The sequence below is a fragment of the Murinocardiopsis flavida genome (assembly GCF_003014485.1).
Lineage (GTDB): Bacteria > Actinomycetota > Actinomycetes > Streptosporangiales > Streptosporangiaceae > Murinocardiopsis > Murinocardiopsis flavida.
In genome coordinates this window covers 302,478-326,937 of the sequence record NZ_PYGA01000002.1, presented here as the reverse complement: position 1 = coordinate 326,937, position 24,460 = coordinate 302,478, and the positions used below count along the sequence as shown (strand labels likewise).

Annotated in this window: 22 protein-coding genes; 13 read left to right on the top strand and 9 right to left on the bottom strand. The window is 73.2% G+C overall.

The genetic code is table 11. The annotated features are described in order from the left end of the window. Position 1 precedes the first annotated feature (1 nt). The 3 genes from CLV63_RS04200 to CLV63_RS04190 all read right to left on the bottom strand — a co-directional run bounded on the left by CLV63_RS04200 (position 2) and on the right by CLV63_RS04190 (position 2,460). Positions 2 to 760 carry an ABC transporter permease gene (locus CLV63_RS04200; RefSeq protein WP_106581705.1) on the bottom strand — a complete coding sequence of 253 codons (759 nt, stop codon included), beginning with the start codon at positions 758 to 760 and terminating at the stop codon, positions 2 to 4. A 94-nt stretch (positions 761 to 854) separates the two neighbouring features. After that, positions 855 to 1,655, bottom strand: a complete 801-nt coding sequence (locus CLV63_RS04195; RefSeq protein ID WP_106581519.1) for an ABC transporter permease — start codon at positions 1,653 to 1,655, stop codon at positions 855 to 857. Between the two features lie 127 nt (positions 1,656 to 1,782). Next, positions 1,783 to 2,460: a FadR/GntR family transcriptional regulator gene (locus CLV63_RS04190; protein WP_106581518.1), complete on the bottom strand. Its 678-nt coding sequence runs from the start codon at positions 2,458 to 2,460 to the stop codon at positions 1,783 to 1,785. A gap of 208 nt (positions 2,461 to 2,668) precedes the next feature. Here CLV63_RS04190 and CLV63_RS04185 point away from each other — a divergent pair, with 208 nt between their 5' ends. Then, positions 2,669 to 3,925, top strand: a complete 1,257-nt coding sequence (locus CLV63_RS04185; protein WP_106581517.1) for a CynX/NimT family MFS transporter — start codon at positions 2,669 to 2,671, stop codon at positions 3,923 to 3,925. Positions 3,926 to 3,949: 24 nt separating this feature from the next. Here the strand turns inward: CLV63_RS04185 and CLV63_RS04180 are convergent, their stop codons facing one another. The 3 genes from CLV63_RS04180 to aceA all read right to left on the bottom strand — a co-directional run bounded on the left by CLV63_RS04180 (position 3,950) and on the right by aceA (position 7,650). Then, positions 3,950 to 4,828 (bottom strand): CPBP family intramembrane glutamic endopeptidase, encoded by an 879-nt coding sequence (locus CLV63_RS04180; protein ID WP_106581516.1) that lies wholly within the window; start codon positions 4,826 to 4,828, stop codon positions 3,950 to 3,952. Between the two features lie 259 nt (positions 4,829 to 5,087). Next, a complete protein-coding gene (locus CLV63_RS04175; protein ID WP_106581704.1) occupies positions 5,088 to 6,074 on the bottom strand; it encodes a phosphotransferase in 987 nt (328 codons plus the stop codon). A 265-nt stretch (positions 6,075 to 6,339) separates the two neighbouring features. Continuing rightward, the gene (aceA, locus tag CLV63_RS04170) at positions 6,340 to 7,650 is read right to left on the bottom strand and encodes an isocitrate lyase (RefSeq protein ID WP_106581703.1); all 1,311 of its coding nucleotides are present in this window, start codon (positions 7,648 to 7,650) and stop codon (positions 6,340 to 6,342) included. 307 nt (positions 7,651 to 7,957) lie between these two features. Between aceA and CLV63_RS04165 the strand changes: the two genes are divergently transcribed. The 4 genes from CLV63_RS04165 (at position 7,958) to CLV63_RS04150 (ending at position 12,184) form a co-directional block, all read left to right on the top strand. Continuing rightward, complete coding sequence (locus tag CLV63_RS04165; RefSeq protein WP_106581702.1) at positions 7,958 to 9,394, top strand: helix-turn-helix domain-containing protein; 1,437 nt, start codon at positions 7,958 to 7,960, stop codon at positions 9,392 to 9,394. Between the two features lie 54 nt (positions 9,395 to 9,448). Beyond that, positions 9,449 to 10,297: an AraC family transcriptional regulator gene (locus CLV63_RS04160; RefSeq protein ID WP_106581515.1), complete on the top strand. Its 849-nt coding sequence runs from the start codon at positions 9,449 to 9,451 to the stop codon at positions 10,295 to 10,297. A 116-nt stretch (positions 10,298 to 10,413) separates the two neighbouring features. Beyond that, a complete protein-coding gene (locus CLV63_RS04155) occupies positions 10,414 to 10,821 on the top strand; it encodes a VOC family protein (protein WP_106581514.1) in 408 nt (135 codons plus the stop codon). A gap of 115 nt (positions 10,822 to 10,936) precedes the next feature. After that, positions 10,937 to 12,184: an acyl-CoA dehydrogenase family protein gene (locus tag CLV63_RS04150; RefSeq protein ID WP_106581513.1), complete on the top strand. Its 1,248-nt coding sequence runs from the start codon at positions 10,937 to 10,939 to the stop codon at positions 12,182 to 12,184. On the opposite strand, the gene CLV63_RS04145 is transcribed toward CLV63_RS04150, so the two are convergent. Continuing rightward, positions 12,162 to 12,755 (bottom strand): GNAT family N-acetyltransferase, encoded by a 594-nt coding sequence (locus tag CLV63_RS04145; protein WP_106581512.1) that lies wholly within the window; start codon positions 12,753 to 12,755, stop codon positions 12,162 to 12,164. The two genes, CLV63_RS04150 and CLV63_RS04145, sit on opposite strands and share 23 nt — an antisense overlap. A gap of 194 nt (positions 12,756 to 12,949) precedes the next feature. Next, the gene (locus CLV63_RS04140; protein WP_106581511.1) at positions 12,950 to 13,396 is read right to left on the bottom strand and encodes a hypothetical protein; all 447 of its coding nucleotides are present in this window, start codon (positions 13,394 to 13,396) and stop codon (positions 12,950 to 12,952) included. A 454-nt stretch (positions 13,397 to 13,850) separates the two neighbouring features. On the opposite strand from CLV63_RS04140, the gene CLV63_RS04135 reads away from it, so the two are divergent. From CLV63_RS04135 to CLV63_RS04115, 5 genes are all read left to right on the top strand, one after another. Then, complete coding sequence (locus tag CLV63_RS04135; RefSeq protein ID WP_106581510.1) at positions 13,851 to 14,978, top strand: acyltransferase; 1,128 nt, start codon at positions 13,851 to 13,853, stop codon at positions 14,976 to 14,978. 30 nt (positions 14,979 to 15,008) lie between these two features. Next, complete coding sequence (locus CLV63_RS04130; protein WP_106581509.1) at positions 15,009 to 15,623, top strand: TetR/AcrR family transcriptional regulator; 615 nt, start codon at positions 15,009 to 15,011, stop codon at positions 15,621 to 15,623. A gap of 67 nt (positions 15,624 to 15,690) precedes the next feature. After that, complete coding sequence (locus tag CLV63_RS04125; RefSeq protein ID WP_106581508.1) at positions 15,691 to 16,098, top strand: MerR family transcriptional regulator; 408 nt, start codon at positions 15,691 to 15,693, stop codon at positions 16,096 to 16,098. Positions 16,099 to 16,166: 68 nt separating this feature from the next. After that, positions 16,167 to 16,679 carry a flavoprotein gene (locus CLV63_RS04120; RefSeq protein WP_106581507.1) on the top strand — a complete coding sequence of 171 codons (513 nt, stop codon included), beginning with the start codon at positions 16,167 to 16,169 and terminating at the stop codon, positions 16,677 to 16,679. 12 nt (positions 16,680 to 16,691) lie between these two features. Next, positions 16,692 to 18,083, top strand: coding sequence for a WD40 repeat domain-containing serine/threonine protein kinase (locus CLV63_RS04115; RefSeq protein ID WP_106581506.1), 1,392 nt, complete (start codon positions 16,692 to 16,694; stop codon positions 18,081 to 18,083). A gap of 76 nt (positions 18,084 to 18,159) precedes the next feature. Here the strand turns inward: CLV63_RS04115 and CLV63_RS04110 are convergent, their stop codons facing one another. Next, on the bottom strand, positions 18,160 to 20,445 hold the full coding sequence (locus CLV63_RS04110) for a HelD family protein (RefSeq protein ID WP_106581505.1): 2,286 nt from the start codon (positions 20,443 to 20,445) through the stop codon (positions 18,160 to 18,162). A 313-nt stretch (positions 20,446 to 20,758) separates the two neighbouring features. On the opposite strand from CLV63_RS04110, the gene CLV63_RS04105 reads away from it, so the two are divergent. The 3 genes from CLV63_RS04105 to thyX all read left to right on the top strand — a co-directional run bounded on the left by CLV63_RS04105 (position 20,759) and on the right by thyX (position 24,380). Beyond that, positions 20,759 to 22,969, top strand: a complete 2,211-nt coding sequence (locus tag CLV63_RS04105) for an anthranilate synthase component I (RefSeq protein WP_106581504.1) — start codon at positions 20,759 to 20,761, stop codon at positions 22,967 to 22,969. Between the two features lie 236 nt (positions 22,970 to 23,205). Then, positions 23,206 to 23,355: a GPGG-motif small membrane protein gene (locus CLV63_RS33425; RefSeq protein WP_170134140.1), complete on the top strand. Its 150-nt coding sequence runs from the start codon at positions 23,206 to 23,208 to the stop codon at positions 23,353 to 23,355. A 227-nt stretch (positions 23,356 to 23,582) separates the two neighbouring features. Next, positions 23,583 to 24,380, top strand: coding sequence for an FAD-dependent thymidylate synthase (thyX, locus tag CLV63_RS04100; protein WP_106581503.1), 798 nt, complete (start codon positions 23,583 to 23,585; stop codon positions 24,378 to 24,380). Positions 24,381 to 24,460: the final 80 nt, after the last annotated feature.

The window sequence follows — 24,460 nt, the reverse complement described above, 5'->3', positions numbered from 1 at the left end:
ATCAGCTCCCGGTGGAACGGTAGTGGCGCAGGCCGGTGCGCCAGGCGAGCGTGGCGGCGAGGGACATCAGCAGTGCGACCCCCGGTGCCGCGTAGCGCAGCCACTCGGGCAGGCCGGTGGGGTCGGGGCGGTCGAGCAGGAACAGCGCGGGCTGCCAGCTGGCGAACGCGAGGGGCACGACGAAGGTCGCCGTGCGGACCACGCTCCGGCCGTAGATCGCGAGCGGGTACTCGGTCATGGCCTGGCCGCCGTAGGTGACGGAGTTCGCGACCTCGCGGGCGTCGGCGATGAAGAACTGGATGGAGGCGCCCAGCGTCCAGACGCAGCAGCAGATGACGATCGAGGACACGATCAGCACCGGCAGCATCAGGATCCGCGCCGGGGTCCAGTCGATGTCGAGGACCGCCAGCGCGTAGCAGAGCGCCGCGACGGCGGGGACGACCTTGCCCAGCCGCCGCGGCGAGAACTCGTCGGTCGCCAACTGCACCAGCGGGGAGACGGGGCGCACGAGCATGGTGTCGAAGCTGCCCTTGCGGACGTGCTCGCCCAGCCGCTCCACCGACCCCATGAAGAAGTCGGCGAGGCAGAACGCCACCCCGGCCAGGCCGTAGATGAGCAGCGCCTCGTTGATGCCGAACCCGGCGAGCTGATGGGCGTGGCCGAACACGAAGAACAGCGCGGTGAGCTCCAGGCCGGTACTGGCGGCCTGGCCGAAGGTGAGCAGGAGCAGCGACACCGGGTACTGCGCCATGGCCCGCATCCAGGTCCACGCGAGCAGGGGGTAGGCGCCCACGGAGCGGGGCGCGGGCGGGGTGCGGCGCGGCTCGGTGGTGAGCGTGCGCGCCGTGCTCGGCTCAGCCACCCTGGACCACCACCTTGCGGGTGGCGCGGGCGGTCAGCAGCGTGCCGATGGCGATCAGCGCCGCCGCCCACGCCGCCTGGTAGGCCAGCCCGCCCGCGATCGTCCCGCCGGGCAGGGTGGCCTTGTCCATCAGGATCTCTGCCGGTACCTGCACGAGCGCCGCGAAGGGCAGCAGCCGCAGCACCTGGGCCATGGCGTCGGGGAACAGCACCAGCGGCAGCACCATCCCCGACGCGAACGTGCCGAGCAGCCAGGCGGTGGCGTGCACGCCGCGGGTGTCCATGAGCCAGAACCCCGAGATGGCGTAGAGGTAGCGCAGGCCGAAACCGACGAGGGTGGCCAGCAGGATCGCGGCGGCGAAGCCCGCCCACTGCTCGGGGGCCGCCGGGGGCGGCAGCGCGAAGACCAGCAGCCCCACCGTGAACGTCGGCGCGCTGCGGAAGGCGAGGCTGAACGCCGCGCGGCCGAGGTCGTGCGCCAGCCACCACAGCAGGGGGTGGACCGGGCGGAGCAGGTCGACGGCGATCTCGCCGGTGCGGATGCGGTCGGCGAGGTCGAGCGGCGGGCCGAAGATCGCCACGGGGCCGATCATCGCCTGGGCGACGAAGACCTGGAGGACGGCGTCCTCGGCGACGTAGCCGTTGATCTCGGGCTTGGCGTCGAACACCGCGAGGAGCACCATGGCGTTGATGACGCCGAAGACGCTGTTGGTGAAGACGCCGGCCGCCGTGGCGACCCGATAAGTGGAGAAGCGGCGCAGCTCATAGCTGAACACCGCGAACAGGACCCGCACCGTGCCGTGCTCCTCGTCGTCAGGAAAAGGTGGCACGGCCCTGAGAGGGCTCAGGTCCGGGGCGCCCGCGAAGTCGAGAACGTTAGCACAGGAGCGCCGGGCCGGAAAGGGCTGCGGTGCGCCGGGATCAGTCGGCGGTCTTGCTCAGCAGCTCGTCGAGGTAGCAGGTCGCCTCGCGAAGGGCGCGGGCGGAGTCGCCGTCGAGGATCGCGTCGGCGAGGGCGCTGTGGTCGACGGTGGCGGTGCTGGCCGGCTCCGTGTAGGCCGTGTGCGCGATGCTCTCGTAGACCACCTGGGCGATGTCGTCGTAGAGCTCCACCAGCAGGGAGTTGTGGGTCGCGGCCACCACCGCGCGGTGGAACGCGAAGTCGGACTCGACGAACACCGCCATGTCGTGCTCGGCCCACGCCGCGTCGCGCGCCGCGATGGCGGCGGTGATCGCGAGGCGGTCCTCCTCGGTGAGGTGCAGCGCGGCGAGCCGGGCCGCCTCGACCTCAAGCGCGCGGCGCACCTCCAGTTTCTCGCGCAGCCGCGACCGCTCCAGGCGGCGGCGCAGCGCGCCGCCCAGCTCGCTGGACGCGCGCACGAACGTGCCGGCGCCCTGGCGGATCTCCAGCAGCCCGGCGTGCGCGAGCGCGCGCACGGCCTCCCGTACGGTGTTGCGGCCAACTTCGAGCTGGTCGGACAGCTCGGACTCCGTGGGGATGCGATCGCCGACGGACCACTCTCCCGAGTCGATCTGGGCGCGGAGCTGGCTGATGACCTGGTCGACGAGCCCGGTACGGCGCGTTGATGCGAGGGGCACGCGCTTACCTCCTGCGGATGGCAGCCGATGGAATGCGGCATCGGCCGGATGTGCTGTGCGAGCGGAGTGGTTAAGAGCGGAGCCTAGACCAGTTGCGAGGGCCGGAAGACCCATGGATGCTGATGCGTTACCCTTTAGAGCCTACATCCGATCATCCTATGAATGTGTGTCAGCCGTGTCCCGGACCGTCCGTGAGAACCTCCCCTTGATGCCCAATCCACCGGGTTCCTCCCGTTCCCAGCACCACGGGCCGCCCCGGCGGCGGAACGTCGCGTGGCTGCTGGTCGCGGGCGTCGGTCTCGCGGCCATCAACCTGCGCACCGCCATCACCAGCATCGGGCCGGTCCTCGGCGAGGTCACCGCCGGACTCGGCATGTCCAGCGCCGTCGCCGGGGTCCTCACCACCCTGCCCGTGCTGTGCTTCGCGGTGTTCGGGGCGCTCACCCCGGCGATGATCCGCAGGTTCGGCGAGCACCACCTCCTGGTCGGCGCCATCGGCGCGCTCGCGCTCGGCCTGGCCGCACGGGCGCTCATGACCGACCAGTGGCTGTTCCTGCTGTTCAGCGCCGTCGCGCTCTCGGGGGGCGCGGTCGGCAACGTCCTGCTGCCGACCCTGATCAAGCAGCACTTCCCCGAGCGGGTGGGCGCAATGACCACCCTGTACACCACCGGGCTGGCGCTGGGCACCACCGGCGCTGCGGCGGGGACCGTGCCCCTGGCGCAGGCCGCGGGCGGCTGGCACATCGCGATCGGCGCTTACGCCCTGGTGGCCGTGCTCGGCGTGCTCCCGTGGGTGTTCGTCCTGCGCGACGAACCCCCGGCGCGGGCCGACCGCAAGGCACTCGGCACCGGCACGGTGCTGCGCACCGCCATGGGCTGGCAGAGCGTGGTGTTCTTCGGCTCGCAGGCGACGATCGCCTACGTGCTGTTCGGCTGGTTCGCCGAACTGCTGCGCGACAACGGGCTGAGCGCGGGCAGCGCGGGGCTCGTGCTGTCCTACCTGACCGCGTTGTCCATCCCCACCTCGCTGGCGCTCCCCGCGCTCATGGCGCGCGTCCGCGACCACCGGCTCTTCATCGTCCTGTTCTACGCCTGCTACGTCGCCGGCTTCACCGGGCTGTGGCTCGCGCCGATCGGCGGCGTGTGGATCTGGGCCACCCTCATCGGCCTGGGCATGAGCACGTTCCCCCTGGCGCTGACCTTCTTCGCCGTGCGCACCCGCACCGCGGCGGGGACCGCCGCGATGTCGGCCTCCAGCCAGAGCATCGGCTACCTCATGGCGGGGCTCGGCCCGTTCCTGTTCGGCCTGCTGCACGAGCTGACCGGGGGATGGCAGGTGCCCATCGCGATGATGCTCGGCATCGCCACGCTGAACCTCGCCGCGGGCATGCTCCTCGGCCGCGACCGCTACCTGGAGGACGCCGCAGCGCCCGCCGGGGCCGACCGCGGCGGTGTCGCGGCCTGAGCAGGGGCCCGGCGGCCGGGCGGTTCAACCGCCGGGCAGCCAGTCGACCCGGCCGATGAGGTAGATCGAGCCGACGAACGCCACGACGTCGATCACCGTGTGGGCGACCACCAGCGGCATCACCCGGCCGTAGCGGTGGTAGAACCAGCCGAACACCACGCCCATGACCAGGTTGCCGAAGAACATGCCGACCCCCTGGTAGAGGTGGTAGAACGCGCGCAGCACCGAGCTGAGGGCGATCGCGGCGGCGGGCGACCAGCCGAGCTGGCGCAGCCGCACCAGCAGGTAGCCGACCACGATCACCTCCTCCAGCACGCCGTTCTTCGCCGCCTGGAGGACGAGCACCGGCAGCGTCCACCAGTTCTCGGGCAGGGCGCTCGGCTTGACCTGGACGGTCAGCCCGAGCTGGTACGACACCAGGTAGACGAGCAGCCCGCCGGCCCCGATCGCAGCGGCGAGCCCGGCGCCCGAAAGGGCGTCGAACGCCGGCCGCCGCGCGTCGAATCCCATCGTCCGGTGCGACTCCCGCGACCGGTAGAGCAGGTAGACCACCAGCACGACCGGCACCAGCGCGAAGGCGAGCGAGTAGAGCTGCCAGGCGAGGTCCAGCCACGGGCGGCCGTCGGCGCGCGAGGTGATCAGGCTGGCGGTCTGGCGCGAGAGCGACACGCGCGCCGTGATCGCCCCGATGAACGAGATCGTCGCCGAGATCGCCGACGCCCCCAGCGACAGCGCGAGGACCACCAGCACCTCGCCGACGAGCATCCGCCGACTGAGCGGCGCGGGCTCCGGGAGCGCCGACGTGCGCGGCGGTTCGTCGCCTGCGGGGCCCGAGAGCGCCGGCGCGGGCGGCTCGTCGTCTGCGGGGTCCGGGGCCTCCTGGCCGGTGCGCGAATCGGTCATGGCGTTGATCATTCCACTTGTGCCCTATTGCGGTGGCCACGCGCGCCCGGGCAGGCGGTGCCGTCGCGGGCCCCCGCTGCGCGATACGCCGCGAAGCGGGCGCAGTAGGGGCGTGCGGTTCACGCGACCTGGGGAAAGGGGGTGGGTTGCCGCCGGGTGCTTCGCAGCCGCGACGGTAGCCAACCCGCTATCGTCCGGGTCACTGGTGTCGTTGGGGGCGCTCCTACACCCGGCGGCCCGGCGGCCCGGCGGCCCGGCGTCACGCCGGTACGCGTGTGCGGAGCCAGTCGAGGGCGATACGGCCCTGGGCCGCCTGGAACCCGCGCACCGTGGGCAGCCCGGGCGGCGGCGGACGCAGGGACTGGCCGAGCAGGAAGCCCGTCACGACGGCCAGTACGGCGGTGACCGCGTCGGGGTCGGCCGCGCGCAGGCGCGGGATCCGGGCGGCCGCATCGGCGGGGGTGGGGCCGCCCTGCATGGCGATGCTGGGCAGCATGATGAGCGTGTCGAGCCAGGCCGCGCCGACGCAGGCCCACGGCCAGTCGACGAAGACGACGTCGTGCGGCGTGCCGGGCGCGTCGACGAGCAGGATGTTGTCGGCGCGCAGGTCGCCGTGCAGTAGCGTGTCGCCCGCGACCGCCTCGGGGGTCTCGGCCTCGAGGCGCGCGAGCAGGTCCAGGTTGCGCAGGCACCAGGGGTCGAGCCCGGCGGGCGCGGTGCCCTTTGCCGCGAGGCGCCGCCAGTAGCCGAACCCCGGGAACGGACCGGTGTCGAAGGTGCCCGGCGGCACGGGGGTCAGGCTGTCGTGCAGCGCGTCGGCCGCGGCGATGACCCGGTCGAGCTCCTCGTCGCGCCAGGGGAGCCGCGGCTGGCGCCCGTCGACGTCGGCGAAGGCGAGCGCCACCCAGCCGCCGTCCTCCTCGGGTTCGTCCAGCGACCACAGGAGGTTCGGCACCGGTGCCGCGGCGGGGATCGCGGCGGCGTTGGCGATCTCCCGGCGGTGGATGCCGGGGGTGTCGGGGTTGAGCTCCGGCCCGGCGGCCTTGACGAAGGCCCTGCCGCCGTCGGCCAGCAGCAGCCGCGAGGCGAGACCGGGGGAGAAGCCGCCGGCCTGCGAACGGGCCTCGAGGACCGGGGCGCCGAGGCCCTCTTCGACAGCGGCGCGCACTCGCGGGGGCAGCGCGTCCCAGGTGACGCGGCCGCCGCCGGTCCCGTCGAGCAGTGCGGGTCGGTCATCGGATCCCATGCCGCACAGGATGCCGCACGACGCCGCCGTCACGCGCCCCGTTTTCCGCCCGGTGTCGGGGATCGCCGGCCGCCGCCGGCCGTGCGCATGCCCCCTTTCCCCGCCGCGGGACACGGCAACGGGGGACCCCCGGCGCCGCGCCGGGGGTCCCCCACTGCCTCGCCACCGCCGCGCGCGGGTGGCGTGCGCGCGGTGTGCGCTCCCCTCCGCCCCAGCCACGGAAAGCGGAGGGGAGCGCTAGGGGGGTGGTCGGTGGCCGCGGCCGTCAGTGGGCCGCGGCGAACTGGTCCTCCTCGGTGGAGCCGGCCAGCGCCGTGGTCGAGGCGTCGGGCGTGATCGCCGTCGAGATCTGGTCGAAGTAGCCCGTGCCGACCTCGCGCTGGTGCCGGGTCGCGGTGTAGCCCTCGGCCTCGTCGGCGAACTCCGCCTCCTGCAACTCCACGTAGGCGCGCATGCCGCTCTCGGCGTAGCCCTTGGCGAGGTGGAACATCGAGTGGTTCAGCGAGTGGAACCCGGCCAGGGTGATGAACTGGAAGGTGTAGCCCATGTGCCCGAGTTCGCGCTGGAACTTGGCGATGGTCGCGTCGTCCAGGTGCCGCTTCCAGTTGAACGACGGCGAGCAGTTGTAGGCCAGCATCTGGTCGGGGTGCTCCGCCTTGATCCGCTCGGCGAAGGTGCGGGCGACCTCGAGGTCCGGCGTCGAGGTCTCCATCCACAGCAGGTCCGAGTAGGGCGCGTAGGCGAGGCCGCGCGAGACGCACGCCTCGATGCCGTTGCGCACCCGGTAGAAGCCCTCGCCGGTGCGCTCCCCGGTGACGAAGGCGCGGTCGCGCTCGTCGACGTCGGAGGTGATGAGCGTCGCGGCCTGCGCGTCGGTGCGCGCCACGACCAGGCTGGGGACGCCGGCCACATCGGCGGCGAGGCGGGCCGCGTTCAACGTCTTGACGTGCTGGCCGGTGGGGATGAGGACCTTCCCGCCGAGGTGGCCGCACTTCTTCTCGGAGGCGAGCTGGTCCTCCCAGTGGACCCCCGCTGCGCCCGCGGCGATCATGCTCTTCATCAGCTCGTAGGCGTTGAGGACGCCGCCGAACCCGGCTTCGGCGTCGGCGACGATCGGCGCGAGCCAGTGCGGCGCGCTGTCGTCGCCCTCCGACCAGGTGATCTGGTCGGCGCGCAGCAGCGCGTTGTTGATGCGCCGCACGACCTGCGGAACCGAGTTGGCGGGGTAGAGGCTCTGGTCGGGGTAGGTCTGGCCGGCCTGGTTGGCGTCGGCGGCGACCTGCCAGCCGGACAGGTAGATGGCCTTGAGCCCCGCGCGGACCTGCTGGACGGCCTGGTTGCCGGTGAGGGCGCCCAGTGTGTTGACGTAATCCTCGCTGTGCAGCAGCGACCACAGCCGCTCGGCGCCCAGGCGGGCGAGGGTGTGCTCCTCGGTGATCGAGCCGCGCAGCCGGATCACGTCCTCGCCGGAGAAGGTGCGCTCGATCCCGGCCCAGCGCGGGTCGGTGTCCCACTCGCGCTGGAGTGCGGCGCCGGCTTCCTGCTGCAAGCTCGTGATACGGCTGGTGGTGCTCATGATCAACCCGCCTTCGCGTCGCGGTTGTCCGATCGCCCTCGCGTCGGTCCTGGTGTGTGTGCCGGCTGGAGACCCTGCCCTGGCCCGCTGCCGCGGGGCCCCGTTTCGCGGCGGCCCCGGAGCCGTGCCGCGGCACGGCCGCCGGTGCGGAAGCGGACCGGGGTTTCGTTCCCCGCCGGTAACAACGATTCTGCGCAAAGATCCAGGGTTTTTCGGGGCAGAACCTAGTGAATTTCTGAGCTTCTTTCCCTAGGATCAAGCTATGGCGTACTTTGGTGCAGAAGAAATACCGGCTTTTCCGGCCGAGCTGCCCGGCGATCTGGATCTCGTCACGTTCGGCCAGCGGCTCCGACACCTACGCCGCGCGCGTTCGATGACACTCTCCGACCTGGGCGAACGCGTCGGCCGGGCGCCGTCGCAGCTCTCGCTGCTGGAGAACGGCAAGCGCGAGCCGAAGCTCTCGCTGCTCACCGCGCTGTCGAAGGCGCTCGGCGTCTCGGTGCAGGAGCTGCTGTCCCGGCAGCCGCCCAGCCGCCGCGCGCAGCTGGAGATCTCCGTCGAGGAGGCCCAGCGCGATCCCGTCTACCAGACCCTCGACCTGCCGCACCTGCGCGTGGGCAAGCGGGTCCCCAACGACGTCCTCGAACACATCGTGGGGCTCTACGAGGAGTTGAAGCGGCGCAGCGTGAAGCCCACCGCGACCCCCGAGCAGGCCCGCCGCGCCAACGCCGACCTCCGGCGGCGCATGCGCGAGCGCGGCAACTTCTTCGAGGGGATCGAGAAGGCCGCCCAGGAGACCCTCGACGCCGTGGGCTACAACACGGGCGCGATCTCCCAGGGCCAGATCCTCTCGATCGCCACCCACCACGGCTTCACGCTGCGCTACGTGCAGGACCTGCCCCGCTCGGTCCGCTCCGTCACCGACACGCACAACCGCAGGCTCTACCTCAAGCGCGAGTCGCTCGGCATGCACAGCCCCCGCACCATCCTGTTGCAGACACTGGGGCACTTCGTGCTCGGCCACGACCAGCCGCGCGACTTCGCCGACTTCCTCCGCCAGCGGGTCGAGGCCAACTACTTCGCCGCCGCCGTCCTCATCCCCGCCGCGACGGCGGTGCCCTACCTCCAGGACGCCAAGAAGGCCCGCGACCTCTCGGTCGAGGACCTGCGCGACGTCTACTCGGTGTCCTACGAGATGGCGGCGCACCGCTTCACGAACCTCGCGACCCGCCACCTCGACCTGGTCTGCCACTTCATCCGCAACGACGAGACCGGGATCATCTACAAGGCGTACGAGAACGACGGGCTGGTGTTCCCCACCGACGACTCCGGTGCGATCGAGGGGCAGCGCATGTGCCGCCACTGGTCGGGCCGCCAGGTCTTCGCCTCGCCCGACCGCTACTCCATCTACTACCAGTACACCGACAAGCCCAACGGCACCCACTGGTGCGTCGCCCACGTCGACCCCAGCCGCGAGCGCAACTTCGCCATCACGCTCGGCGTGCCCTACAAGGAGTCGCGCTGGTTCCGCGGCCGCGAGACCACACACCGCACCAAGTCCAACTGCCCCAACGGCGAGTGCTGCGTGCGCCCCCCGGCGGACCTCGCCGCCCGGTGGGAGGGCAACGTCTGGCCGTCGGCGCGCGCCCACTCCCACGTCCTGGCGGCACTCCCGACCGGCACCTTCCCCGGTGTGGACGAGACCGACGTCTACTCATTCCTGGAACGGCACGCCGCGGAGTGATTTCCGTACGGGTGTTCCCTCGCGCCCTGCGGTGCGGTGCGCGACAATGGCGGTATGGCTGAGGGGGAGTCGGCCCGCATCACCGGGCGCGCGGCGCATCCGGCCCTGCGGCGCTGCGTCCGCGGGTACTGGGGGTACCGCTACGACCTCGGGCGGCCGCTGTGGCGGCGCGAGCCGCCCGGCGGCGTCCTGACCGTCATCATCAACCTCGGACCGGCCTTCGAGGTCGGCTGGGTCAAGCGGGGGACGCACCCGGTCCACACCGCCGCCCCGATGTCGGCCTTCATCGCGGGGGTGCACGACGAAGCGGCGTTCACCGCCGACTCCGGCACCCAGCGCGGCGTGGAGCTCAACCTCACCCCGCTGGGCGTGCCCGCCCTTTTCGGGCTGCCCACGCGCGCGTTCACCGGGCAGGTGGTGGCGCTGGAGGACGCGTTCGGGCCCGGCGCGGGCGGCCTCGTCGAGCGCCTCGCCGCGGCCCCCTCGTGGGAGCGCCGCTTCGCGATCCTCGACTCCGCACTGCTGGCGCGGCTCGGCACCGGCCGCGACCCGCGCGCCCCGCACCCGATGGTGGCCGAGGCGTGGGACATCCTGCACGGCACGGCGGGCCGGGCGACCGTCGCCCAGCTGTGCGCCGCCACGGGGCACAGCCGCCGCCACCTCACCGCGCGCTTCCACGAACTGGCCGGCCTGCCGCCCAAGGCGATGGCGCGCATCCTGCGCTTCCGCGCGGCGCTCGACCTCATCGACGCGCCCGAACCGCCGCCGCTGGCCGACATCGCGCTGCGGTGCGGCTACTACGACCAGGCGCACCTCAATCGCGACGTCGCCGCGCTCGCCGGGTGCACGCCCACGGTTCTGCGCGCCGAGCGCGTCCGCGACATCGCCGGCGCGGTCGGCTGACCCCGGCGGCCTGCCCCCTGCGGCGACACGCTGCACGTCGCATTCGTCCAATCCCGCGGACCGGTGCCGTCCTAGCGTGGGCACCGTATTCACGCGAACGGGCGAAGGAGCAGGTCATGGGTTCGAGTACACCGACGATCTTCCCGGTGCTGCGCTACCGCGACGGCAGGGCCGGCGTGGAGTTCCTGGTGCGGGCGTTCGGGTTCCGCCTGGACGTCTGCTACCCGGAGGAGGGGCCCTCGGTCGACCACGCCGAGCTGAGTCTGGGCAACGGCGCCGTCATGGTCGCCTCGGCGCACGGGAGCGAGGGCGGCCCGATGGCCGTCGACCCGCATCCGCAGGTGCTGTTCGTCGTCGTGGACGACCCCGACGCGCACTGCGACCGGACGCGGGCCGCCGGTGCCGAGATCGTCGTGGCACCCACCGACCAGGAGTACGGGTCCCGGGAGTACGTGGCGCGCGACCCCGAGGGCAACCTGTGGGGCTTCGGCACGTACTGGCGCGACAACGCGCCCGGGGCGTAGCGGGCGCGGGGTACCGGCGGCGCGGGGCGTCGGCGCCGGAGCGGATGGCGGTCCCGGCGGCTCAGTGTTACCGTTGGTAACATATCAGCAGCCCTCCAGCGAAGGACGCCCGCCGATGACCGACAGCGCCGCATCCGAGACCCCGGCCGAACCGGTGTTCAGCATGGAGCCCTCCGAGGACACCCGCCAGATCCGCGACTGGGTCCACGAGTTCGCCCGCGACGTCATCCGCCCCGCCGCCGCCGAATGGGACGAGCGCGAGGAGACGCCCTGGCCGATCCTCCAGGAGGCCGCCAAGATCGGGCTGTACTCCCTGGACTTCTTCGCGAACCAGTGGTTCGAGCCGAGCGGGATCGGCATCCCCGTCGTCTACGAGGAGCTGTACTGGGGCGACCCCGGCATCGGCCTCGCGCTGACGGGCACCACCCTCGCCGCCGTCTCCGTCGCCGCGAACGGCACCCAGGACCAGCTCATGGAGTGGGTCCCGGAGATGTTCGGCACGCCCGACGACATCCGCCTCGGCGCGTTCTGCTCCTCCGAGCCCGACGCGGGCAGCGACGTCGGCGCCATCCGCACCCGCGCGCGCTACGACGAGGCGACCGACGAGTGGGTCCTCAGCGGCACCAAGACCTGGGCCACCAACGGCGGGATCGCCGACGTCCACGTGGTGGTCGCCTCGGTGGAGCCGGAGCTGGGCACCCGCGGCCAGGCCAGCTTCGTGGTCCCCCCGCGCACCGCCGGGCTCGCGCAGGGGCAGAAGTTCGCCAAGCACGGCATCCGGGCCTCGCACACCGCCGAGGTGGTGCTCGACGAGGTGCGGGTGCCGGGCCGCTGCCTGCTCGGCGGGAAGGAGAAGCTCGACGCGCGACTCGCCAGGGCGCGCGAGGGGCGCAGCTCCGGCGGGCAGGCGGCGATGAAGACCTTCGAGGCGTCGCGCCCCACCGTGGGCGCCATGGCGGTGGGCTGCGCCAGGGCCGCGTTCGAGTACGCCCGCGACTACACCGGGGTGCGCAAGCAGTTCGGGCGCCCGCTGGCGGAGAACCAGTCGGTGGCGTTCACCCTCGCCGACATGGCGACCCGCATCGACGCCGCCCGCCTGCTCGTCTGGCGGGCCGCGTGGATGGGCCGCACCAACAAGGACTTCGGCAACGCCGAGGGCTCGATGAGCAAGCTGTACGCCAGCGAGACCGCCACCTGGGTCACCCAGGAGGCCATCAGGCTGCTCGGCGGGAACGGCTACACCAGGGAATACCCCGTGGAGCGCTGGCACCGCGACGCCGCCATCTTCACCGTGTTCGAGGGGGCCAGCGAGATCCAGCGCCTCATCATCGGCCGCTCGGTCACGGGCCTGCCGGTGCGGTAGGCGCCCCGTCGGCGCGGAGGTCCAGCATGACGAGGACCTTGTCGTAGCGGCGCTCGCCCACGGCGACGAACCGGGGGAGGCGGCCGTACTCGGTGAAGCCCAGCGACCGGTAGAGGTGCAGCGCGCCGGCGTTGTCGCCGCGGGCGTCGAGCGTGAGGACCTCGACGCCCGCCGCGCGGGCGTCGGCGATCAGCGCGGCGGTCAGCCCCCGGCCGATGCCGCGGCCGCCGGCGGCGGGGTCGACCGCGAGCTTCTCCAGGTCGGCGTGGGGCCGGTGGGTCGGGCGGGCGTAGCGGAGCCAGTAGCCCAGTCCGACGAGGCGCCGGTCGACGTAGGCGGCGCGCAGCGCGCCGTCGCCCGCCCGCGCCGCGCCGCCGACGGCGGCGAGCAGTTCGGCCACCTCGGCACGCGAGGGCGGCTCGACCCAGCCGAGGGCGGCACCCGACCGGACCAGGCCGGCCAGGATCCGCCACGCGGACTCGGCGAACCCGGCGGCGAGTTCGGGGTCGGCATCGACGCCCGCGGCGTCGAGGACGACGGGCGCCGCGGTGCCGACGGTGTCACTGGGCATGGCCGCAAGCCTAGCCCGCGCCCGGCCGGGCGCCCTGCCGCGGGGCGGGGGGTTCGCGGCGGGCGCGGCCGCACCGAACCGTGCGGGCGGCGGGTTCGGCGCGCCCGGGCCGGGAGCGGTGCGGACCGCGGGTGCGGCGCGGTGCCACGGGAGCTGAGCGGGGTTGCGCCCGGGGCGGTCGCGTCGCGTCGCGGTCAGCGCGCCGCGGGGCTGCGCTCGCGGTCGACCGCCATGGCACCGGCCGGCACCGCGATCGCCATCACCGCGGCGAGCAGCACGACGAACACCACGGGTCCCTCGGGCCGTATGTAGTCGAGCACCAGGGCGAACCAGGACGCTGAGACCCAGGACACCACCGAGGGGACCACCACGGCCTCGACGGCGAGCTGGAGCAGCAGCGCGAACGGGGCGCCCAGCGCGGCGCCGGGCACCCCCATCCACCACAGCAGCAGGAACGCCGCCGAGGCGGCGAGGAGCAGCCGCAGCGCGGTCATGAGGAGTCCGGTGCCGGGGTCGGCCGCCGAGGCGCCGCCCGTGGCCGCCAGCAGGGTCTGGAGTTGCTGGGTGGTGAAGTAGGCGGCGGCGCCGCCGAGTGCGCCGGCGACCGCGCCGGCGGCGGCCCTGCGCTTGTTCGTGTTCACTGTCGAATCCATCGGATCACCGTGGCATCGGGGTGCCGCGGCGCGCATGAGCCCGGCGGCCCAACCCGGATGGGCCCGGCACCGGGACCGTTGGGCCCGGCGACCGGGTGCGCGGCGCGCTGGGTGATGGATTTGTCACGGTGGGTCGTGGACGTTACAAAGGCGGGTGGACCCGCTTGCGCCGCAGGTCCACCCGCGAATCCCGCGCGTCGGCTCGCCGCGGCGAAGGCGCCGCCATTGGGCGGGGTAATTTCGGCGCCGGGCCGGCCGGGGGTCCCGTTCGAGTTTCCTGGGGACGCCGTGTGAAAGCTGTAACGATTGCGAAACGTTTGCGATATCATGGCGAAATCCATTCCTCAGTCCGCGCCCCGAGCCGCCCGCCCCCAGCCCGACCGCTCACCGCACTCCTGCGCTCGATCCGCCTTTGACGTCGATCACGAGTAAGGACCAGGACATGGCTGCGACCTCCCCGGCCCTGGCCGTCGGCGAACGCGGTCGGCCCGTCGGCGCCGCCCCGCGCACCGCCACACCCGCCGCCTCGGCGTGGCTCGACATCACCCGCAACGCCGCGATGCTCGCCGTGCTCGTCGTGCACGCGTTCGCGCCGGTCGTGGTCACCACCTACGCCGATCTGGGCAGCGCCACCTGGTGGACCGCCAACGCCCTCGACTCCCTGGTGCGCTGGTGCGTCCCCGTCTTCATCATGATCAGCGGCGCGCTGCTGCTCCGCCCGCGCGACGAAGGGCTGCGCCGCTTCTACACCCGCAGGTTCTCCCGCATCGGCATCCCCCTCGCGGCGTGGAGCGCCGTCTACCTCTCGTGGGAGCACGTCCGCGACGGCAGCACCTGGCGCGACGCCCTCAGCGACATCCTCTCCGGCGAACCGGCGCTGCACCTGTACTTCCTGTTCGTCCTCGCCGGGTTGTACGTCCTCACCCCCTTCCTGCGGCTCATCACCCGCCACGCCCCCACCCGCATGCTGTGGTGGTTCGCGCTGCTGATGTCCGCGCTGGGGGTCGCCGACCAGTTCGTGGTCGCCTTCGACGACGCCGGCGGGCCCAACGCCGTCACCCGCTTCCTGCCCTACATCGGCTACTACCTGATCGGCTACCTGCTGCGCGACACCGTCCTGGACCGCCGCCAGATGTGGTTCGCCGGAGCGGCCGTCGCCGGGTCGGCCGCTGCCACCGCGTTCGGCGCCCACGCCCTCGCCGACGCGACGGGCGGGTGGGGCAGCGAGGCCGACTACATCCTCGACTACCTCTCGCCCACGGTGTTCGTCATGTCGGTGGCGGCCTTCCTGCTCCTGGGGGCGCTGGGCCGCCGCTGGGGGGTCTTCACCGACCCCGACCGCGACACCGGGCCCGCGCGGCGGCGGCTCAAGGCGGTGTCCGATCTCAGCTTCGGCGTGTTCCTCGTGCACGTGATCGTGCTCAGCACGCTGCGGGGCCTCACCGGCATCCCCGACTCCCCGTTGGGCATGCTCGCCATGTGCTCGGCCCACGTCGCCGTCGTGCTGGTGGTCAGCGCGGCCATCGTCGTCGTCCTGCGCCGGATCCCGGTGCTGCGCGCCATCGTCTGAGCCGGTCCTGGCGCGCTAGCGTTGGATGCTGTGGCAACCGACCCCGCCCCCGCGGGCACCCGCACGGCCCGCGGCCGCGACCCTGAGCGCCGCCGCGCCATCCTCGACGCCGCCGACCGCATGATCCAGCGCGACGGCCCCGAAGTGTCGATGTCGGCGATCGCCGCCGAGGCCGGGATCAGCAAACCCATCCTGTACCGCCACTTCGGCGACAAGAGCGGCCTGTACCGCGCGCTCGCCGCACGCCACGTCGACCCGCTCATGGAGCGGGTCCGCACCGAGTTCCACGGCGGCGCCGACCTCCGCGTCCGCGCCTACGCCACGGTCGCCGCCTACCTCGGCATGATCCGCCGCAACCTCACCCTCTACCGCTTCCTGATGCACCGCGCCACCGCCGAGGACCCCCGCACGCGCGGCGAGGTCGGCATGATGGTGCGCCGCCTCGGCGAGGAGCTCGCCGAGATGCTCACCGCCGAGGAGGAGGTCGCCGACCCGGTGCGCGCCCAGATCGTGGCGCACGCGGTCATCGGCATGGTCCAGGCGGCGGGGGAGTGGTGGCTGGAGCACCCCGAGGTCCCCGAGGCCGCCGTCGTCGCCGACCTCACCGGCGCGGTCGTGGGCGCCATCTCCGGCCGCCGCGCCTGAGCCGCGCCGCGGTCCCCCGCCGCCAGGGGTTGACCTGGAGTGCACTCCAGGGGGCAGGCTCGGGGGTATGAGCGACCACTACACCCCCGCGGAGATCGTGCACCGGTTCGGGTTCAGCCACGACACCCTGCGCTACTACGAGCGCGAGGGCCTGCTCAGCCAGGTCGAACGGGCGCCCAGCGGGCACCGCCGCTACCGCGCCTCCGACGTCGAACTCCTCGACCTGGTCCGCTGCCTGCGCGACACCGACATGCCCATAGCCCGGTTGCGCGCCTTCGCCGAACTGGTGCGCGCGGGCGACCACACCGTCCCCGAGCGGCTGGAGGTCCTCCAGGCGCACGCGGAGCGGCTGGCGGACCGGATCGCGGAGCTGCGCGCCCGACAGGACGCCATCCACCACAAGATCGACTACTACAAGGGCGTCCTCGCGCTCGACGCCGGCGTCGACTCCCCGGCGGTGCTGGAGAACGGCTGACGCGCCCCGCCCTCACCGGCTCCCGCAGCCGAGACGGGCGCCCGGCGCCGCGGCTAGACTCGGCGCCCATGGCCTCCGAACCCCGCCGCGAGCTGTACCTCGTCGTCTCCGGCGCGCACGTCTTCGAGGACGTCCCCGGCCTCCTGCGCGCCCTGGTCGACGACGGATGGCGGACCACGGTCGTCTGCACCCCCGCCGGCGCCGCGTTCTACGACTTCGCCGAGCTGGAGCGCATCGCCGGAACACCCGTCCGCCTGGAGTACCGCAGGCCCGGCACCGGCACGAGCCTGCCCCCGCCGGACGCCGTCCTCGGCTGCCCGCTGACCTTCAACTCGGTGAACAAGTTCGCGCACGGGCACGCCGACAACTTCGCCATCGGGGTCCTGTGCGAGATGGCGGGGTACGGCGTGCCCACCGTCGTCGTCCCGCACTGCAAGCCCGAACTCGCCGCGCACCCGGCGTTCGCCGCGTCCCTGCGCACGCTCCGCGGTATGGGCGTGCACGTCCTCCACGAGCCCGGCCCGTCCCTGCCGCCGAAGTGGAGCGGGGTCGTCGCCGCGGTGAACGCCGCCGCCGGCTGACAGCCCCGCCGCATGCGGGATCCCCGCGCACCGCCGGATCCGCGCAACGGTAATATCTGCCGCGCCCATTCCCACGGCCGATTAGGCCGGCTCGTCGCGATCAAGGTGATCCGGCCGGAGTTCGCCGAGGAGTCCGACTACCGGCGGCGGTTCGCGCGCGAGGTCGCCATCGCCCAGCGGGTCAGCGGGGCGTTCAGCGCCGACGTCATCCAGGCCGCCCCGGGTGCCGTCCAGCCGTGGCTGGTGACGTCCTACGTGCCGGGCCCCACCCTGCGCCAGGCCGTCGCCAAGAGCGGGCCGCTGGACGAGGGGGCGCTGCGCGTCCTCGCACTGGGCATGGCCGAGGCGCTGCGCGCCATCCACGCGGCCGGGCTGGTCCACCGCGACCTCAAGCCCGGCAACATCCTGCTCGTCGACGAGGGGCCGCGCGTCATCGACTTCGGGATCGCCCGCTCGGCCGAGGCGAGCGTCGTCACCCAGGAGGGCGGAATCCTCGGCACGCCCGGCTTCATGTCGCCGGAGCAGGCGTACGGGCACGAGCTCACGGGCGCCTCCGACGTCTTCTCCCTCGGCTCGGTGCTGTGTTACGCCGCAACGGGGCGCGAACCGTTCGGCACCGGCACCGTCGCCCACCGGCTGTCCCGGATCGCCACGGAGGAGCCCGACACCGAGGGCATCCCCGAGTGGCTGCGCGCACCGGTGCTGGCCTGCATGGCGAAGGACCCCGAGCGGCGGCCGACACCCGAACGGCTGCTGCACGGCATCGGCGGCGCGGCGGCAGCCCCCGGCGGCTCGTGGCTGCCGCCGGCCGTCCGCGAGATGATCGCGGCGCAGGACGGCGGCGACGGCGTCATCAGGTACTGGGAGAGCAGGACCGGCGATCCTGACGGCACGCTCGACTTCCCCGGCTCGGGGACGGGGGCGCGGGCCGTGGACTGGAGCCCGAAGGGCGACCGCCTCGCCACCGTGGTCGGCGGCAAGGCGCTCGTCTACGACCCGGACGACCCGCAGGACGACGCGGTGGAGATCGAGCACGGCCAGCGCACGGTGGAGGAGGTGGTGTTCAACCACGACGGTTCGGTCATCGCCACCGGCGGGACGGACGCCACCGTCCAGCTGTGGGACACCGCCACCGGCGCGAACGCGGGCGAGCTCACCGGGCCCAAGGGCAGCGTCATGGCGCTCGAATTCAGCCCGGACGGGTCGGTGCTGGTCAGCTCGCACCTGGAGATGGGCGAGTCCAGCACCGCGGTGTGGAACCTCGCGAAGGGCACCGAGCTCACCCGGCTCGAACACAACGGCGACGCGTTCTACGCCAACGACGTGGCCTTCAACAAGGACGGCACCCTGTTCACGGCCGGCGCCGGGAACGGCCGGATCATCCTCTGGGAACTCCCCGGCTGACACCCGCTCACCCCCCCGGTGGGGCACCGCGGCGCACCGCTCCGGGTGCCGCCGCGCCGCACGGCCGGGCCGCCGCCTAGCCGGTCAGGCGGGCGAGTGGGGGCGGCAGCGGGGAGTCGTGGACGACGGTGAGGCGCCGGGTCGCGCGGGTGACGGCGACGTAGAGGTCGCGGCCGCCGTTGGCCGACTGGGCGAGGACGGCGGCGGGGTCGAGGACGACGACGGCGTCGAACTCCAGCCCTTTCGCCTGGGCGACGGTGCGCACGACCACGGGGGAGTCGAGCGCCGCGGGGTCCTCGGCCGGCGCCGCGGCGGGCAGGATCGCCGCGACCTCGCCGTGCCGGGCGGCGGGGGTGAGAACGGCGACCCGGCCGTCCCCGATGGCGCGGAGTTCGGCCTCGACCAGCGCGGGCAGGGCCCTCGCGAGGCCGCCCGGCGCCACGCGCACGGCCCGCGGCGGCGTTTCGCCGCCGCGCACGGACTCCGGGGGCCGCTGCCCCGGTGCGGCGGCGGCCAGCACGTCGGCGGCGACCGCCATGATCTCGGCGGGGGTGCGGTAGTTGACCTCCAGACGCTCCTCGCGCCAGCGGCCGGCGACGTAGGGGTCGAGCATCTCCGCCCACGAGCGCGCGCCAGCGGGGTCGCCGGTCTGGGCGACGTCGCCGACGACCGTCATCGAGCGGGTGGGCACCCGCCGCATGACCATCCGCCAGGCCATGGCGGACAGCTCCTGCGCCTCGTCGATGATGACGTGGCCGTAGGCCCAGGTGCGGTCGGCCCCGGCGCGTTCGGCGGTCGTGGCGGCGCCGTCCGCCGCCCGATGGCGCTCGGCCAGCGCGGCGGCGTCCAGCATCCCGTCCTCGTACAGGCCGGTGAACTCCAGGACGCCCTGGGCGTAGCGCTCCTCCTCGGCGCGTTCGCGGCCGGCCCGCCGGCGGGCGGCGCGCTGGGCGGAGTCGTCCTCGCCCAGGAGCTCCGCCGCCTCGTCCAGCAGCGGGACGTCGGCGGTGGTCCACGGCGCGCCCTGGGGGCGCAGCAGCGCGGCGCACTCGTCGCCGCCGAGGTCGGGCCGCGCGTCGGCCGCCGAGCGCAGCAGCGCGGGGTCGCCGAGCAGCTCGCCGATGAGCTGCTGCGGGGAGAGCGGCGGCCAGTAGGCGTCGAGTGCCGCGCGCACCGCCGGCTCCTCCCAGAGGGCAGCCCGGGCATAGGCGAGGTCCTCGGGGTCGGAGGTGCGGCCGAGGCGCCGGTCCTGGTCGCGGGCGAGCGCCGTGAGCGACTCGGTGACGTAGAGCTTGCGGGCGACGTTGTGGGGGAGCCCGAGGGCGCGTGCGCGGTCGCGGTGGGCGCGGGCCTGCCCGTGCCCGATGCGCAGGGTGAGGTCGTTGTCGACGGCGACGTCGAGGTCGCCGTCGGGGACCCGCTGCCGGTCGCGGACCGCGGCACCGACCAGCCCCGCCATGCGGAGGTCGCCTTTGAGGACCGCGGTGTGCGGCGGTTCCGGCGCGGTGGCGGCGACCCCGGGGTACAGCTCCCCGACGCTGGACAGCACGACGTCGGTCTCGCCCAGCGATGGCAGGACCTGCCCGATGTAGCGGAGGAAGGTGGGGCTGGGGCCGACGATGAGCACGCCGCGCCGTTCGAGGGTCGCGCGGTGGGCGTAGAGCAGGTAGGCGGCGCGGTGCAGGGCGGCGACGGTCTTGCCGGTCCCGGGGCCGCCCTGGACGACGAGCACACCGGGGAGGCCGGAGCGGATCACCCGGTCCTGCTCGCTCTGGATGGTGGCGACGATGTCGTTCATCCTGCCGGTGCGGCCCTTGCGCAGCTCGGCGAGGAGGGCGGCCTCGCCGACGAGCGTCCGGCGGTCGGAGTCGCTGAGGGCGTCGAGGTCGAACACCTCGTCGTCGAGCCCGACGACCGTGCGGTCGCGGGTGTGCAGGTGTCGGCGCCGCACCAGGCCGCAGGGGTCGCCGGGGGTGGCGGAGTAGAAGGGGCGCGCGGCGGGCGCCCGCCAGTCGACCAGGAGGGGTTCGTAGTCGGCGTCGCGCAGGCCGATGCGCCCGATGTAGTGGACGTCGCCCGGTGCGCCGCCGGTGCCGCGGTGGTCGACGCGGCCGAAGCAGAGTCCGCGTTCGACGCCGGTGAGGCGGGCGAGCAGCCGGCCCTGCTCGTCGGCCCGGACCTCGCGTTCGATGCGCGCCTGGCGCAGCCCGCCCGCCTCACCGGCGGCGTGCGCCGCGCGCAGGGCGTCGCGGGCGTTCTCGGCGGCGGTGTCGAGCCGGGCGTAGACCCGGGAGACGTGCTCCTGCTCCGCGGCGAGCGCCGCCGCCCGGTCGGACGTGCCGTGCTCTTGACGAAGGGTCATCAGGATGTTATCCTTGCCGTGAGAAGTTTGTGTGCGACTGTTGAAATTAAAGGGTTTCCAATAGTCGCACACACCGTGCGCCCGTTCAAGGGCCCGCGCCCGGTTCCCCGGGTCGCCCCGATCACCCCGCGCGCACGCTACACTCGCTCCCATGCGCACCCCGATCACCCGGCATCAGTGGTGGCGCCGCTCCTAGGCGGCGCTCGAAGGTACGCATACCTCAGTCTTTCCCACAGCGACCGCCCGTTCCGGCGGTCGCTGCTGTTCCTGCCGCCGGCCGGGCGCGCTCGCACCCCGCGACAAAGGACCGGTCTTGGACGAGCGTTCCACCTCTTACCGCACCACCGGCGGCGTCGACGTCCGCCGAACCGCGACCTCCTGCGACCCCGGCGTCCTCACCGAACTCGTGCAGGCGGTCGAGCACCGCAGGGGCGGCGTGCTGTCCTCGGGCATGGAGTTTCCGGGCCGCTACAGCCGCTGGCACATGGGCTACATCGACCCCTGCCTGGAGATCGCCGCGCGCGGGCGCACCCTGACCGCCACCGCGCTCAACGAGCGGGGCGGCGTGCTGCTGCCGGTGATCGCGGCGGCGTTCGCCGAGCACGGATCCGTTCAGGGCGAGGCCCCGTCCGGCGCGGTCGCGGTGCACGTCCCCGAACCCGCCCCCGGGGAGTTCTACACCGAGGAGGAGCGCAGCCGCCGGCCGACCGTCTTCTCGGCCCTGCGCTCCGTGATCGCCCTGTTCCGCGCCCCCGACGCAGACTCCCACCTCGGGCTCTACGGCGCGTTCGGCTACGACCTCGCGTTCCAGTTCGAGCCCGTCGAGGCGGTGCTCGACCGCGACCCCGCCGATCGCGACCTCGTCCTGCAACTCCCCGACGAGGTCATCGTCCGCGACCGCAAGCGCGAGACCTGCGTCCGCTACACCTACGAGTTCACCGTCCCGGCTGGACGCAACGGCGCGGCCGCGCGCACCGACGGGATGGCGCGGCGCACCGATCCGACCCCGCCCATGCGCCGCGCCGACCTCCCCGACCAGCCGGTGCCCGGCTCCTACGCCGAGGTCGTCGCCGAGGCGAAGAAGCGCTTCGTGCGCGGCGACCTGTTCGAGGTCGTGCCCGGGCACCGCACCTACGCCCGCTGCGAGTCCCCGGCCCGGTTCTACGAGCGGCTCCGCGACCGCAACCCCGCGCCCTACGAGTTCTTCTTCAACCTCGGCGAGGGCGAGTACCTGGTGGGCGCGTCGCCGGAGATGTTCGTCCGGGTCACCGGCACCCCGGGCCAGGGGCAGCGGGTGGAGACCTGCCCGATCTCCGGCACCATCCGCCGCGGAGAGGACGCCATCGGCGACGCCGACAACATCCGCGCGCTGCTCGGCTCGGCGAAGGAGGAGTCGGAGCTGACCATGTGCACCGACGTCGACCGCAACGACAAGTCGCGGGTGTGCGAACCGGGCAGCGTCAAGGTCATCGGCCGCCGCCAGATCGAGATGTACTCGCGGCTCATCCACACGGTCGACCACATCGAGGGGCGGCTGCGCCCCGAGTTCGACGCGCTCGACGCCTTCCTCACCCACATGTGGGCCGTCACGGTCACGGGGGCGCCCAAGACCTGGGCCATGCGGTTCATCGAGTCGCACGAGTCCACCCCGCGCCGCTGGTACGGGGGCGCCGTGGGGGTGCTCGCCTTCGACGGGTCGATGAACACCGGGCTGACCCTGCGCACCGCGCACATCCGCGACACCGTGGCGACCGTCCGCGTGGGCGCGACCCTGCTCTACGACTCCGACCCCGAGGCCGAGGAGCGCGAGACCTTCCTGAAGGCGCGCGCGCTCCTGGAGACACTCGCCGAGGACGGCGCGGCGCAGCCCGCCGCGGCGGCCCGCCCCCTGGAGCCCGACCCCACCGCGGGCGAGGGGATGACCGTCCTCCTGGTCGACCACGAGGACTCCTTCGTCAACACGCTCGCCGACTACGTCCGCAGGCACGGCGCGCGCGTCGTCACCGTGCGGCACGGCTTCGACCCCGCCTACCTGGACGAGCTCGCCCCCGACCTGGTGGTCCTCTCACCCGGCCCCGGGCTGCCCGCCGACTTCGCCACGGACGCGCTGCTCGACGCGCTCGACCGGCGCGCGCTCCCGGTGTTCGGGGTGTGTCTCGGCCTCCAGGCCATGGTCGAGCACGCGGGCGGCGAGTTGCGGACGCTCGCCGACCCGGTCCACGGCAAACCGGGCCTGGTGCGGGTGACCGGGGGGACCCTCCTCGGCGGGCTGGGCGAGGGCGGCGGCGCGGATGCGGCGTTCACCGCAGCGCGCTACCACTCCACCTACACCACACCGGGGCAGGTGAAGGGCTTCGACGTCACGGCCGTCGTCGACGGGACGGGGCCCGGCGGCGAGCCTGTCGTCATGGCCATCGAGGACGCGGCGCGCAAGCGGTGGGGCGTGCAGTTCCACCCGGAGTCGATCCTCACCGCGTCCGTGGGCGAGCGGATCATCGAACGGGTCCTGCGCCTGGCCCGCTGACCCGCCCGGCCCGTCGGCACGGCCCGCCGGAGCGGACCGCTGGCATGGTCCGTGCGTACTGCCCGCCGGAGCGGACCGCTGGCATGGTCCGTGCGCACGGTCCGCCGACGCGGTCCCTCGGCACGGCCCGCCGGCCCGGCTCGGCCGGTCCGCTCCGGCGGACCACGGGCACCGGGAGATTCGCGCGGCGGCGAAGATCTTTGTTTTCAATGCGGCCGCCGGGGCAGCCGGAGGACATGAGCGCACTAGCAATCATCCTGCTGATAGTCGGAATCATTCTTATCGTCGCGGGTGTCATGGCACTGCTGCGCAAGCAGATGCTGTGGGGCATCGTGCTCATCGTCGTCGGCGTGATCATCACGCCCGGCGGCATGATCTTCGGTTAGCCCCTCGACCCCCCGTTTCACCTGACCGCACAACCGAGCGCGAGCGTCCCGAGCCACTTGGGGCGCTCGTCGCCGTGTCCCGACGGACCCATGGGCCCGCCTCCCCGACGCGGTGCTAGGTTCGTTCGGGCGGTGGCGTGCGACCTGGTCGCCGGCTGCCGCCCGCACGGATTCAGCGAACGGTCCGGGGTCGGCGCGCCGCCCCTGGCAATGGGGGAGTAGCCACGGTGAAAAGCGTCGAGCCCGAAGTGCACGTGATCGCCCGTCCGCAGTTGGACTACGACGAGATCGCCGCCTACCTCGCCGATGTCGGCGGGACGAGCTGGCTGCGGCGCTTGGACAGCGGCGAGCTCGACACCGAGCTGAACGACCCGCAGAACCTCGCCGAGTTCGCCGGGCGGCTCTGCTACCGGTCGTGGGAGCCGGGCCTCAACCCCAACGTCGTCCGGGTGCGCACCGACCAGGACCAGTACCTGTCCAACATCCTCGCGAGCCTGCACGGCTCCGTCCTGGAGCACGTCAGCTTCAGCTTCGTGCTGCACAACGTCAGCCGTGTCCTCACCCATGAACTGGTCCGGCACCGCCCCGGCACCGCGATCTCGCAGGAGTCGCTGCGCTTCGTCCGCCTTGACGACCTCCCGTTCTGGTTCCCCGAGTGGGCGCAGGACGACCCCGAGCTGATGAAGCGCGCCACCGCGATGCTGGACCAGATGGAGCAGTTCCAGCTGTGGATGGCCGAGCACTTCGGGCTCGACGAAGAGGGCGTGAAGTTCGCCGAGAAGAAGCACCGCACCTCCTTCATGCGCCGCTTCGCCCCCGAGGGCATCGCCACCGGCCTGGTGTGGACCGCCAACGTCCGCACCCTCCGACACACCCTGGAGGCCCGCACGGCTCCCGGAGCGGAGGAGGAGATCCGCCTCCTGTTCGGCAAGATCGGCGAAGCCCTCCAAAAAGAGGCCCCGGCCCTGTTCGGCGACTACGAGGTCGTAGACGGCGCCTGGACCCCCCAATGGCGCAAGGTCTGACCCCGCTCCGAAGGTCGCCGCATCGTGCTCCCGGAGGCTCCTTGGTCCGAGTGCACGGCGACCCCCGAACGATTCCCGAG